The organism is Planktotalea sp. (assembly GCF_039984035.1).
GTDB lineage: Bacteria > Pseudomonadota > Alphaproteobacteria > Rhodobacterales > Rhodobacteraceae > Planktotalea.
The window spans coordinates 1-12,331 of record NZ_JBDWVM010000361.1 but is presented as its reverse complement, the minus strand read 5'-3'; the positions used below and the strand labels follow the sequence as shown (position 1 = coordinate 12,331).

The following is a 12,331-nucleotide window of genomic DNA, read 5'->3' as shown; positions in this document are numbered from 1 at the left end:
AACCGCACACATATGGTGCGTGTTCCTGGGCCTGGTCGTTTTGAATTGCGCCTGCCAGATGGCGCGGCGAACCCTTATTTGTTGCAGGCCGTGATCATTGCCGCGGGTCTGTCCGGCGTGCGTTCTGAGGCTGATCCGGGCAAGCGTCACGATATCGATATGTACGCAGAGGGGCACAAGGTGCGCGGTGCACCAAAACTGCCACTCAATATGCTGGATGCGCTGCGCGAGTACGACAAGGACAAAGGGCTGAAGGCCGCGATGGGCGAAGAATTCTCACGCTCTTACCTCAAGATGAAGATGGAAGAGTGGAATTCCTTCGTGTCGTATTTCTCAGATTGGGAGCGTCAAAACACGCTCGATATTTAGGCCGTAGGGTGCGCGAAACCACGCACCTTACGTTCTCTCCCTTTTTAAAACTTGGAGTTTTGAATGACAAAACGTGTTGCAATTATTGGTGCGGGTCCATCGGGGCTGGCACAACTACGTGCTTTTCAATCGGCTGCTGAGGGTGGCGCTGATGTGCCGGAAGTGGTTTGTTTTGAAAAGCAATCAAATTGGGGTGGACTGTGGAACTACACATGGCGCACGGGTCTAGATCAATACGGTGAGCCGGTTCATGGCTCGATGTATCGCTATCTTTGGTCGAATGGGCCGAAGGAAGGGCTGGAGTTTGCGGATTATTCGTTTGAAGAGCATTTTGGCAAGCAAATCGCCTCTTATCCGCCGCGCGCAGTGTTGTTTGATTACATTGAGGGCCGTGTGAAAAAGGCAGGTGTGCGCGATCAAATCCGTTTTGAGACCGCTGTGCGCTGGGTTGAAAAGACCGATGCGGGTTTCTCGGTGACTGTTTGCGATTTGCCAAACGATCATACCTACACTGAGAGTTTTGATCATGTGATTGTGGCCTCTGGTCATTTCAGCACGCCGAATGTTCCTCAGTTCGATGGCTTTGAGAGCTTTAAGGGCCGTGGTCTGCATGCCCATGATTTCCGCGATGCCATGGAGTTTGAAGGTAAGAATGTTCTGACCGACGGCACGTCCTATTCTGCCGAGGACATCGGATCACAGCTGTGGAAGTACGGCGCCAAGAGCATCACAGTCAGCCACCGCACCGCTGCGATGGGCTATGATTGGCCGGACAATTGGAAAGAAGTTCCATTGCTCACCAAAGTTGACGGCAACACGGCCCATTTCAAGGATGGAACCACCGCTGACATCGATGCTGTGATCCTGTGCACAGGGTATAAACATCACTTCCCCTTCCTACCAGATGATCTGCGCCTGAAGACCGCGAACCGTTTGGCAACGGCTGATCTTTATAAAGGGGTTGCTTATGTATCTGCGCCGGATTTGTTTTATCTCGGCATGCAGGACCAATGGTTCACGTTCAACATGTTTGACGCCCAAGCATGGTACGTGCGTGACGTCATCATGGGCCGCATTGCGATGCCCGACAGCGCCGCGATGGAATCGGATGTTGCTGATCGCGTCGCGCGTGAAGATGCGGGCGAAGATGACTATGACGCGATTTGGTATCAGGGCGATTACATCAAGGAATTGATCGCTGATACGGACTATCCAAGCTTTGACGTTGAGGGCGCTTGCAAGGCGTTCAAGGAATGGAAGGGCCATAAGAAAAAGGGCATCATGACGTTCCGCGACAATGCTTATAAGTCTGTGATGACGGGTACGATGGCGCCTATTCATCACACGCCTTGGAAAGATGCGTTGGATGATAGTCTAGACGTTTATCTGGAAAACTAACCCTTTGGCGGGGGCCAGCCCCCGTCGATCTATCGATCGCCTCCCCCGAAGTTTATCTGGAAAGATGAAGCGGGGGAGTTTTTTATGGACAGTGTTGGTTTGGAGTGGAGGTCAGAAAGATCAAGGTTTCGCCTAGGCCCGCTTTGTCTTTCAGTGACAGGCTGTATGTGCCGCTGGCGTCGCAATACTCGATTTGGTTGAAGCTGTCAGGGTGGTTGACGATCTCGCCTGCGCCGCTTGGGATGCGGCGTTCAAAGCAAGTGCTGAGGGTCGTGTCCAGATGTGCAAGTGCGTTGTTGGCTTGGGCGCTGCGATAGGCATAGCTGACATAGCAATAGGTGGAGCGCGCACCGCCGGTTTGTAGTGATGTGCCACAACTTGCCGCTTGCGTGGTGGCCTGTTCAAGAAAGCCCTTTAAAGTTTGGCTCGTGCTCAAGTGATCGATTAGCTCTGTACAGGACGCGCCAAGCGCTATGTGTGGGGCAAGCAAACTGAGGGCGAGTGTCAGGTTACTGCGCAACAAGATGTTGGCCTTCCTGCACGCGAAATGGGGTTGGCGGTGTTGATTTGCTAACCCAGTAATAGGCACCTGCATATTCCATGACGAACCAGCCTTCCCAATCCGCGTCGTTGGGCCAGATGCTTTGATATTCGTCTTTCGCGGTGTCGATGCGCCATTTCCCGCGCGCCGTTCTTGCACCGTCTTGGGCATAGAGCGTGATGCCATCTGGACCAAAGAACTGACGGTACTTTACGCCTTCCCATTTTCCGATTGCGGTATTGCCCGTTAACACGTCTCTAATCTGCTCTGCCGTGAGTTTCACTGACTGCGCGTTTGCGGCGCTGCCTATGACCACAAGAGCGAAAAGGGCGAGCGCGCGGATCATGAGCGAGGGCGTTCCTTTTTCGGATCATAGGCCGCTGTTGCTGTGCCAACCTTTGCGGGCAGCCGCTTTTGGTGACCATCGAGCTTGCCGACTTCCAACTCTGTGCCCGGGGCAGCATGGGCCACATCAATCCGCGCCATTGCGATGTTTTTGCCCAGAATTGGCGAGCGCATCGAAGACGTGATTTCACCCACCTGCGCGCGCCCCACATGGATGCAATCGCCGTGCTCGACATCGACATTGCTATCGATTTCAAGGCCGACAAGTTTGCGCATCGGATGTTCTTTACGCCGGATCAGCGCATCGCGGCCAATGAAATCATCGGTTTTAGATTTCAGCGGAACGGTAAAACCAATGCCAGCCTCGAACGGGTCGGTTTGATCGGAGAAATCATAATCGGCAAAGATTAATCCCGCTTCGATACGCACCATGTCGAGCGCTTCAAGCCCCATAGGTTTGATGCCATGATCTTGCCCCGCGTCCCAGATTGCTTGCCAAATTTCAGCGCAATCTTTGGGATGACACATCACTTCATAGCCCAGCTCACCCGTATAGCCTGTTCGCGAAATCACGAAAGGCGTGCCGTTTTCGTCGTTGAGGCGGGCAGGGGTGAAACGGAACCATTCGAGCTGTTCAAACTCGGGATTGTGCGGCGCCGTCCAGACGATCTTTTTCAACAGATCGCGGCTCTCTGGTCCTTGCACAGCGACGTTGTGCAATTGATCCGTGGAGGAGCGTACCATGACTTTGAGGTTCAGTTTTTCGGCCTGCTCGCGCAGCCATTCGCCGCCGTAGTCGTTGCCGCCAATCCAGCGGAAGTTGTCCTTGCCGAGGCGAAACACAGTCCCGTCGTCAACCATGCCCCCGTGTTCGTAGCACATGGCCGTGTATACGACACCGCCAATTGCGAGAGTTTTCATGTTTCGCGTGAACACGTATTGGCAGAGCGCTTCAGCGTCGGGCCCTGTGATCTCGAACTTGCGGAGGGGGGATAGATCGAGAATGACGCATTTTTCGCGGCATGCGTGGTACTCTTCAATCGGGCCAGCCGCGGCGTAGCAATTGGCCAGCCAATAGCCGTTGTATTCAATGAAATTGCGAGTGTGCTGGGCGAATTGCGCGTGAAAGCCAGTTTGCTTGGTCATTTTATAGTCCGCATCAGGTGTAGGGCGATAGGCGACAGAACGTTGGAACGTCTCTTTGCCGGAATAGGTGCGCACATGGATGTCGCTGGGGTTCCATCCATTGGCGGCTGTGGTGTCATCAGGGCAGGCGGAGCTGACGCAGACGATGTCTGTCAGTGCGCGCAACAACACGTAATCGCCGGGGCGCGACCAAGGTTCATCCGCGTACATGACGCCGTGATCATCAAGGCCTGTGTTGAAGAAGAAATTGATCGCCATCCAGCCTTTGCGGCCCGCGATGTTGTACTCTGCGAGCGCTTTGTTGAAATTATCAGAGCAATTGATATGGCCGGGATATCCGATATCGTCATAATATTTCGCAGAGCAGGCGAGCGCAAAGGCGTCGTGGCGACCGCAGGTGTCTTGGACCACTTCGACGAGCGGAACCATTTCCTGATCATAGTATTTCGCATGAAGACCGGGCATCGGGTAGGCATGGCCCATCAAGGTGCGCGTTGTGGTTACATCCAGAGCGTGCTCGATACCTTTGTCGAGTTTTCGAGCGGAAAAACATTCGAAATCAGTGCATTGCCGCCCATCCACATCTAGGATTTGGATGTAGTCCCCTGCTTTAACGAAATAGGCTTCAGCCGTTTGGCTATGGATGCGAATGTCCGCCAAAGGGTCTGCCAGAGGCGTCGGTAGCTCAAAACGTACATGTTTTTGAAGCTTAGCGCGCGTGACCATCAACGTAAGCGGCGTAGATGTGTTTTGCGCCTCAAAATCCATCGGCGCGCCCGGGGCGGCGACAATCAGTGTGCCGTCCGAAGTGACTGAAAAGGTTTCCTGTGTACCCGCAGGTGTTTCGGCGCCAAACACGGTAAGCGCACCGCCTTGGGTCAAATCGATGCCGCGGGCATCAAGACCCATGCGCAGACCGCGCAGCGAGTGGTCAGGTCCATTGAGCAAGGCTTGAAGACCATCCGCTTTTACCGTGCTCGTATGGCCTAGAATTTCTGGAGTGATCTTGCCCGATTTATCTGTTGCAATGATCTCAGAAGGCTGCCCGCCTTCATCATTGATAATCGTAAACCGATCGCCTGCATGAATAGGAACAAGGATTGCCCCTGCAGCCTCAACGACGTAGCGTTCCGTGCCGGAAGGCAGTGAAAACACCTTTGGTTCAATGATCACACTCGGCTTGGGCGGCCCTGGCCTTACTTGAGGGTAGTCATCCAACATCGGTGTCTCCTACGCAGATGAAATTTGCATATGTGGAATATTTGTTTAACCGTGAGAATAATATCAAAATGAAAGAGTCGGCAAATAAATTCGGAGTTTCCTTGTGAAGATTTCATTAAATCGAAGCGCGCGTGCGTTGAATAGGTCCGTTTTCTATGGGGCAGCCCCCTTATGAGCGCGCTGACACTGGGCCTGATCGCGGCCGTCATGTGGGGCTTTCACGACGTCTGCGTGCGGTTTGTGTCGCAGAAAACACCGCTTATGGCATCATTGTTGACGGTACTCGTCACTGGGACACTCTTTCACGTCGGGGTTATGGCGTTTCAGCAAGGTGACATAGTGCCGGATCGCGCGGTTCTGGGCATGAGCTTTATGTCCGGGGTGCTCTTTCTGGTCGCGAGCCTTGGGCTTTACGGCGCGTTTCAACGTGGGCCGGTGGCTCTTGTAGCGCCCATTATTGCCAGCTACCCGATCTTATCCGTCGCTTGGGCCGCTTGGAGCGGAACGCATATTAGCCCAATGCAATGGGGCGCTGTTATGCTTGTCGTGCTAGGTGTCTCGTTGGTAAGCGCGCTTGCTCAAAGTGGAGAAAGTGACGTACCTCCAATTGGGAAAACAATTTCTTTGGCGGCTTTGTCTTCGGTTGGCTTTGCGGGGACATTCGCCTTTGGTCAAAGCGCGAGTGCGATCGCTGGCGAGTTACCCGTCACATTGGTGACGCGTCTGGTCGCGATCGCGCTTCTTCTAGCGGGGCTCCTAATGCTGCGGATACCGATTTGGCCCGGGCGCGCGGCGCTCCCCGTTCTGTCCTTGATGGGAATTGCAGATGGCATTGCGTTATTATCTGTGAATACCGCAGGACATTTAGAAGACGCGCAATACGCCTCTGTTTCGAGCTCAAGTTTTGGATTGCTCACAATCCTATTTGCGTTCTTGTTCCTAAAAGAAAGACTGAAACCTGTTCAATGGCTCGGGTGCGTGATCGCCTTTTCCGCAATCGGGTATTTGGCGCTTTGAATAAATTTCTTTCGCCTTGTTCGATGAGTAGAGTTGAAACGAACTTACAGAGCATCAACGATTGCTTCGAGAATGGATGTTCTACGAAGCACTAAACAGAAAGAGATCTGAAATAATAAATGGTGCCCAGGGGCGGAATCGAACCACCGACACGAGGATTTTCAATCCACTGCTCTACCCCTGAGCTACCCGGGCACGGGTGACAAATCATTGTCTGGGTGCGGGCCTTCTAAGACGGAGAGAGGGGCGTGTCCAGAGCTAACGCGCGCTTTTAGTGTAGTTTTTTGTTTTGATCGTTTTCAGACCCATCAAGAGCCTGTTCCATTGCGTCGATCAGGGCATCAGAGTCGTCTGGATCATTCGATGCGAGGGCATACGAGCCGTTTAGCCACTTGCCCAAATCAAGATCAGCGCAGCGTTTGGAGCAGAAGGGTTTGTACTTCGCGTCCGGCTCGTTTTCACACATCGGGCAGCTCATGCAAGCAACTCCGAAACAGGCAGTCGTGCGCGCTTGCGTTGCAGCTCTACGTGGCCGAGCGGGGTCCATCCGACAAAAACAGTTTCAATGCTGTCTGCGCGAAGTGCTGCCTTGAGCGCAGTCTCAAACCCGCGACGGTCCTTCTTGGGCATAGGGGCAAGGTCGAGCACGATCTGCCCGCCGAGACCACGTGTGCGCAGAGCGGTGGGTAGGACCTTGGCCAATGCAAAGTTGGCTTTGGTACCAGCTGTCATTGAGGTGTCGTTACCGGTATTCACATCGACCGCGACAAGTGCGCGTGTTGGTTCAATGTAGGCGTATGCGCCACCGCTTAACGCGATTTTTGGATCTTCAAGCGCGTCAACGGCATCCATGACATCATGGGTTTCAAAGCTGCCGTCTTCTGTGACCACTTCGGCGGGTTCCACCCAGTCGCGCCACGCGAGGAGGTGGGGTTCATCGCCTTCGATCAGAGTTTCAGGGCCCGTACCATCGTCATTCAAAACTTGATCGGCGAGGGAAATCATTGAGAGCAGGTCTTCCGCGATCTCCGCATCTTCGGCGTTTTCGCAAGACGACCGTAGGATGATGCCATGGGGAACAGTCTCTAAGGTGTCATGCACGATAGCCAGCAGTTCTTCGCGACGGTCATCATCGCGGATGGAGCGAGACACGTTAATGCCCGGTGCGTTTGGTGTGATGATGACATAACGGGATTTGAAGAGCACGCGATGCGCGACTGGAATGGCCTTGCCATCTTCCGCGTAACCCGTGACTTGCACGAGCAATTCATCACCGGGTGCCATACCCTTGATCTGACGCAAGAAAGCGTTGCCATCTGGGGTCTTCAGGAACATACCTCCTTGTCCCTTCACAGGGCGATCGGCCACGGCGCGATAGATTGTGCCGGGGGCAGGGGCATCTGCGGAGATGAGAAGATCATGGAGCTTCCCATCAACCATAAGAGCCGCAGCTTCGCGGCCGTTAAGATGGTCCAGAACGATTGTGCGACCCTTCATGAGCGGTCTCCATAAACAGGGTATCCAGCGGATTGTAGCAATGCAGCAGTTTCCGCAAGCGGTAGACCAACAACGGCGCTAAAGCTGCCACTGATCCAAGGAATGAATGTTGATGCGGGGCCTTGGATCGCATATCCGCCAGCCTTGCCCTGCCAGTCGTTGCTTTCAAGGTAAGCGTTGAGTTCAATGTCGGAAAGGCGCTTCATTTTAACGTTGGTGACAACGTCGCGTTCCCAGACCTTATCGCCCAACTTCACAGCAACGGCTGTGATGACGCGATGGCGACGACCAGACAAAGCCAGCAAGAATTCAGCAGCTTCGCCGGCATCTGACGGCTTGCCCAATATACGGCGGCCCAATGCAACAGTTGTATCGGCGCAAAGAACAAGCTCATCCGAGGTCGCTGTGACAGCGGCGACCTTTTCGCGTGCCATGCGCGCACAATAGGGTCGAGGCTGTTCTTGTTTCATCGGCGTTTCATCAATGTCCGGCGCTCGGATGTCATCCGGCACCAGTCCGATTTGCGCGAGCAGTTCGAGCCTGCGAGGGCTGCCGCTTCCTAGAATGAGTTTCATAGATCCCTCAAAGCAAAACCGGCCCCAACTATGAGACCGGTTCCAAATTCCAAACTTTTTGTACCACTTACTTAAAGCGGTAGTTGATCCGACCTTTTGTCAGATCATATGGGGTCATTTCGACCTGAACCTTGTCGCCAGCCAGAACACGGATGCGGTTTTTGCGCATCTTGCCTGCCGTGTGCGCGATGATGGTGTGGCCATTTTCAAGCTCGACCAAGAATGTCGCATTCGGCAGGAGTTCCTTCACGACACCGGGAAATTCGAGCGTATCTTCCTTGGCCATGGTATCTCCATCGTTGTTTGATCCGCTTACCTGCGGAAGTGGCGCTTAAATGGGCGCATTTGTTTAAGAATTCAAGGTGAATTCAGCGTTAGCTCGAATATGTCGCGAGAGAAGCACATTTAGCGGTGCCTTTCAGCCGAATCAATCCACCCAAAGCGCTTGCAGAGAAATTGGATGTTAATGTCGATTTTTACCTTTTAAGAGGCATTTTGTCGGCAAGGAGGGCGCGGGTGACGCAAGGTTAGGTTGCGCGGGTTTGCGCGATATTTGTAAGATTGGAAAAGCAGAGCGCACCAAGGTGGAGCGTTCTTTTCCTGTAAAATATGTGACTTTCGGAGATTTTCTCCGTTTATTTCCATGCTTTACAAATTGACACAAATCAAAGTTTTCGTAACGGAACGCTTTACAGAAATCGCAACCATAGGGTATGTAATAACCAAGTCAGCGACCTCAGACACCCTGACTTAACGAACTGACAAAATCGACTTAACTCACCGATTTTGTCCGCCCTTCACACAGAGGGTAAACCAATGATCCCTCGGCGTTTTGTTTGACAGCGACTTTGCCGAGGGATCTTTCGCGTTCTCAACTCTAAAAATTGTCTCGCATTCAACGAAAAGAATATTATTTTTTTGGCGTATGCCAAGATATTTGACATAAAAATTCAGCAATTGCCTCAAATCTCACCGTGGGAGTCTGAATTTTGAGCTGAATGCCTTAAAATTAAGCGTTATGGACGCAAGTGGGTCGCTTTGCGATGTTATTAACCAAAGGGAACTTTGCGAGATGCGTTTTGTCGCGCCAGCTAGGCCGATTCACCACCTAACGTGAGCTTTGCCGAATGTGAATCCGTCAACTTTATCGATTTCACCTAATTGGAGAGTTTGCTGAACCCAGTCGCGCGTTCAGCTGCTCAAGGTTGTGACTGAGCGATTGCGATAGCTTGCACGCTGGATTTAGACAAAGAGCGAACAGCGAGTGGGCTAGAAACTCACCCGCAAAATATCAATTGTGAAGAAATAAAATGGTGGGCGACCCTGGAATCTGCGCACCTATAAATTCAACCCCATAATTTATATTTTCTTATCAACCACATAGGGTCCCAATGGTGAGCCGCAAAGTCGTCACAGTGTCCAGAAAGGGAATGCATGTGTCCAGAAACGTTTCCAATAGCGTCACACTTTGCGTCCTTTGGCTGTCATCATGGGGCAGTAAGCACTCATTTGTGGCACACCGACTATTTGACGTGATATTGATCCTCATGATCTCGACGAAGTTTATAAGACTAGCCGCCATCCGAACCAACATTAATAGTTGACGAAATCCGAAATACTCACCTGTACTGCCCCACAGGTAAGTGGGGCATGAAAAGAGGTTCTCTTGAGAAGTAGACGTTTAAAAACTCAGGTAAGGCGAACCAACTCAGCCACGCTGGAACGTAGATTGTCCGCGATAGATCGGAAGCTTGATGGCGTCATTAATAGACCTGATGACAATGAGCAAAAGGCGGATCATATCTTCGAAAAAGCCACATTATTTCTTGAAGAGTGGTGGTTTACTCGGTTCATGTTTGTCGTCGGCTTAGCACTAGCGATTGGTGCCTCGTGGATTTACTACGACGAGTGGCAGGATCGGAAGGAAGAGAGAATTAGCCGAGCGTGGCAAGCGTTATCCAGTCAAGTTGCTGGAAATACTGGTAAAGCTGATGCAATTGAGTTCTTAGTTGAAAATGGGGTGCAAATCGTAGGACTAACACTGACTGGTGATAGCTTGCAGAACGGACCCTTCTTATCTGGCCTTGAACTTACTGACCAAGTGATAAGACGTAGCCACTTTCGCTATGCAGAGTTTGGAAACCTTTTGCTTGAGAATGTATCATTTCGATCGACAACTATCGAAGACAGCTTGCTAGAAGGCTCCATGCGCGACGTAGTTTTCTCAAGCAGCGAAGTAATTAATACACTTATTGTCCCTGATGGAACCACAAGTCTATTTTTAAACAACTCAGTTTTCGACCAGTCTACCGTGACCAACACAAGTGCGCTTAATGGCCTTAGGTCCAGATTTTACTTGGAAATTTTCAACCAAATATTACCCAACTGGTCCGAATTTCAAAACGCTAATCCAGAAGAACAGCAAGGATTTTGGGAGGATTTTATTTCTGAAACTATCGCTGAGGCAGCTATGGATGAATCCGAATTTGATAGCTTTCTAAATTTAATCAAAACAGAAGAATTTCGCACTGTCATCAAAGCAGGAGATCCAGCAGCAGTGCTTAGGCTGTTTGAAAGTTTTCAGCCCACTCTCATAGCATCTTCAAGTTCACTTAGATGTTTGAAACTACCCATTGATATGTTTGCACAATTCGAAATCGATAACAGCAACATCAGTGGCGCTGACTTTTCGACGTTCGGACGGGTCTCCAACAGGGTTCAGATAAGCGGTGAGATGCTCGGTAACTTTTACTACACCGACAATCCACCCATTGGGCTACCAGAACGCATAAATTTTGAAGCCACCGCAATAGATAGGGAACAAGCAATCCTTGATTGTAGCTCCAGTAGCTCATCGGCAACGATGCAAGACCTCAACAACCGTGTGTCTTTTGATGCAGTTTGTTCATCGCTACTGTCGGCCCCCGCACGATGTGAACGCTCCCAATAGAGTTGTTGTTCACTTAAGAGCCCATGCATAATTTTAGTCACGGAGGACTTTTCCTTGAGTCTTCGAGGCAACCATTCCCAGTTATTTCATATTTGGCATATTATGATACCGAGGTCATTAGGCGATACACCGATGACCTTGCGACCCCTAGCTTTTCACTGATCGCTGTAGGTGTCAGTCCTTCTTCGCGCAATGCCAGTATTTGCTTTGGATCAATGCTGGGTGGTCTCCCCCTGAACGGACTATCATCACCCTTTGCCAATGCAGCATCAATCCCTTCACGCTGACGTTCCGCACGAATGCTGGCCTCAAACTCACCAAAAGCACCCAGCATTGTGAAGAATAGTTTGCCCGTGGGAGTGGTGGTATCGATGGGTTGTTCCAATACCCTCAAGGACACGCCCTTGTCGTCCAAGGTCTCAGCGATGTGTAGAAGATCACGTGTGGAACGCGCTAAGCGGTCCAGACGAGTGCAGACAAGGGTATCGCCTTTGCGGATGCCACGGCCCAGTAGGTCTTCTAACGCAGCACGGCCAGTTTGTTTTCGACCCGATACTTTTTCCAGATACAGGTGTTCAGTTGCCACCCCAGCAGCGGTCAGTGCCGCGATCTGGATATCCAATGATTGTGATCTGCTACTGACCCGACCGTATCCGATAAGTTCGCCCATGCGCTTCCTCCCGTCTCATATAACTGTCCGAATAACACCTACCGTCCGATAAGTGATTCTTAAAGTCTAATAGGACACTTTTGAATCAATTTCATCGGCGCTGTGTGATTATACCCAAATGAGACTGAATAAATGGATGTGCTAACCGCTTCGCCAGTTGCCCAATCGGTGATCAAAGGAACCGGGGCGGGGCGACCACCGATAGGGGGGGGAGAGGGGGAACCACTAATAGTAACTATTAGCGTGTCCTTTTACTTCCCCTTTCAATAAAATCATCGTTCTTGCCAACCTATGCGAACGAAGTGAGCAGAGGGAGGGCATTCTAGGTGGGTCTCTGAGGTTTGGACGCGCCGTAGGCGTGGACGACCGCAAGAGCCACCGACGTAAGATTAACTCCTTTATGGAACCAGTCTGAATTGGTATCGATTATATCCCGCCCCTTCGATGCTCTCGCCATTGAAGTGAACTAGGTCTCGAAACAAGGACGATTTGATCCAGACTGTATGAGCCGCACTGTCTTGAACCAAGCGCCCTCGGCATCCAAGATTTCGGCCTAGGTCCTGAAATATCATGTCTCGGTATGCAATTGATATTGGATCGTC

The 12,331-nt window shown here is 51.5% G+C and carries 11 protein-coding genes, 1 tRNA gene and 1 pseudogene; 4 read left to right on the top strand and 9 right to left on the bottom strand.

Annotated elements, in window-relative coordinates:
• Both ABJQ89_RS16215 and ABJQ89_RS16210 read left to right on the top strand, forming a co-directional pair.
• Positions 1-369, top strand: a pseudogene (locus tag ABJQ89_RS16215) (type III glutamate--ammonia ligase); the annotation flags it as partial.
• 63 nt (positions 370-432) lie between these two features.
• Positions 433-1,767, top strand: coding sequence for an NAD(P)/FAD-dependent oxidoreductase (locus tag ABJQ89_RS16210; RefSeq protein ID WP_348497197.1), 1,335 nt, complete (start codon positions 433-435; stop codon positions 1,765-1,767).
• An 82-nt stretch (positions 1,768-1,849) separates the two neighbouring features.
• Here the strand turns inward: ABJQ89_RS16210 and ABJQ89_RS16205 are convergent, their stop codons facing one another.
• From ABJQ89_RS16205 to ABJQ89_RS16195, 3 genes are read right to left on the bottom strand one after another with little or no spacing between them, the layout of a single operon-like run.
• Entirely contained in the window at positions 1,850-2,290 is a 441-nt protein-coding gene (locus ABJQ89_RS16205; RefSeq protein WP_348497196.1) for a hypothetical protein, read from the bottom strand.
• Positions 2,277-2,654: a hypothetical protein gene (locus ABJQ89_RS16200; RefSeq protein ID WP_348497195.1), complete on the bottom strand. Its 378-nt coding sequence runs from the start codon at positions 2,652-2,654 to the stop codon at positions 2,277-2,279. Before ABJQ89_RS16200 ends, ABJQ89_RS16205 begins: the two co-directional genes overlap by 14 nt.
• Positions 2,651-5,020, bottom strand: coding sequence for a DUF1989 domain-containing protein (locus tag ABJQ89_RS16195; protein WP_348497194.1), 2,370 nt, complete (start codon positions 5,018-5,020; stop codon positions 2,651-2,653). Before ABJQ89_RS16195 ends, ABJQ89_RS16200 begins: the two co-directional genes overlap by 4 nt.
• A gap of 171 nt (positions 5,021-5,191) precedes the next feature.
• On the opposite strand from ABJQ89_RS16195, the gene ABJQ89_RS16190 reads away from it, so the two are divergent.
• The gene (locus tag ABJQ89_RS16190; RefSeq protein ID WP_348497193.1) at positions 5,192-6,037 is read left to right on the top strand and encodes a DMT family transporter; all 846 of its coding nucleotides are present in this window, start codon (positions 5,192-5,194) and stop codon (positions 6,035-6,037) included.
• A gap of 120 nt (positions 6,038-6,157) precedes the next feature.
• Here ABJQ89_RS16190 and ABJQ89_RS16185 read toward each other — a convergent pair.
• From ABJQ89_RS16185 to infA, 5 genes are all read right to left on the bottom strand, one after another.
• Positions 6,158-6,232, bottom strand: a tRNA-Phe gene (locus ABJQ89_RS16185).
• Positions 6,233-6,308: 76 nt separating this feature from the next.
• Positions 6,309-6,515: a DNA gyrase inhibitor YacG gene (gene yacG, locus ABJQ89_RS16180; protein ID WP_348497192.1), complete on the bottom strand. Its 207-nt coding sequence runs from the start codon at positions 6,513-6,515 to the stop codon at positions 6,309-6,311.
• The gene (locus ABJQ89_RS16175; RefSeq protein ID WP_348497191.1) at positions 6,512-7,534 is read right to left on the bottom strand and encodes a ribonuclease E/G; all 1,023 of its coding nucleotides are present in this window, start codon (positions 7,532-7,534) and stop codon (positions 6,512-6,514) included. The genes yacG and ABJQ89_RS16175 overlap by 4 nt, the downstream gene beginning before the upstream one ends.
• On the bottom strand, positions 7,531-8,109 hold the full coding sequence (locus ABJQ89_RS16170) for a nucleoside triphosphate pyrophosphatase (RefSeq protein WP_348497190.1): 579 nt from the start codon (positions 8,107-8,109) through the stop codon (positions 7,531-7,533). The genes ABJQ89_RS16175 and ABJQ89_RS16170 overlap by 4 nt, the downstream gene beginning before the upstream one ends.
• Before the next feature lie 67 nt (positions 8,110-8,176).
• Complete coding sequence (gene infA, locus ABJQ89_RS16165) at positions 8,177-8,395, bottom strand: translation initiation factor IF-1 (protein ID WP_085311012.1); 219 nt, start codon at positions 8,393-8,395, stop codon at positions 8,177-8,179.
• Between the two features lie 1,443 nt (positions 8,396-9,838).
• On the opposite strand from infA, the gene ABJQ89_RS16160 reads away from it, so the two are divergent.
• The gene (locus ABJQ89_RS16160) at positions 9,839-11,059 is read left to right on the top strand and encodes a hypothetical protein (RefSeq protein ID WP_348497189.1); all 1,221 of its coding nucleotides are present in this window, start codon (positions 9,839-9,841) and stop codon (positions 11,057-11,059) included.
• Positions 11,060-11,159: 100 nt separating this feature from the next.
• Here ABJQ89_RS16160 and ABJQ89_RS16155 read toward each other — a convergent pair whose 3' ends face one another.
• Complete coding sequence (locus ABJQ89_RS16155) at positions 11,160-11,729, bottom strand: recombinase family protein (protein ID WP_348497188.1); 570 nt, start codon at positions 11,727-11,729, stop codon at positions 11,160-11,162.
• Between the last annotated feature and the right edge of the window lie 602 nt (positions 11,730-12,331).

Bases quoted from the DNA above. Each gene is read 5' to 3' on its own strand.
- ABJQ89_RS16210 (WP_348497197.1), top strand. From the start codon at position 433: ATGACAAAACGTGTTGCAATTATTGGTGCGGGTCCATCGGGGCTGGCA.
- ABJQ89_RS16200 (WP_348497195.1), bottom strand. From the start codon at position 2,654: ATGATCCGCGCGCTCGCCCTTTTCGCTCTTGTGGTCATAGGCAGCGCC.
- ABJQ89_RS16195 (WP_348497194.1), bottom strand. From the start codon at position 5,020: ATGTTGGATGACTACCCTCAAGTAAGGCCAGGGCCGCCCAAGCCGAGT.
- ABJQ89_RS16190 (WP_348497193.1), top strand. From the start codon at position 5,192: ATGAGCGCGCTGACACTGGGCCTGATCGCGGCCGTCATGTGGGGCTTT.
- yacG (WP_348497192.1), bottom strand. From the start codon at position 6,515: ATGAGCTGCCCGATGTGTGAAAACGAGCCGGACGCGAAGTACAAACCC.
- ABJQ89_RS16175 (WP_348497191.1), bottom strand. From the start codon at position 7,534: ATGAAGGGTCGCACAATCGTTCTGGACCATCTTAACGGCCGCGAAGCT.
- ABJQ89_RS16170 (WP_348497190.1), bottom strand. From the start codon at position 8,109: ATGAAACTCATTCTAGGAAGCGGCAGCCCTCGCAGGCTCGAACTGCTC.
- infA (WP_085311012.1), bottom strand. From the start codon at position 8,395: ATGGCCAAGGAAGATACGCTCGAATTTCCCGGTGTCGTGAAGGAACTC.
- ABJQ89_RS16155 (WP_348497188.1), bottom strand. From the start codon at position 11,729: ATGGGCGAACTTATCGGATACGGTCGGGTCAGTAGCAGATCACAATCA.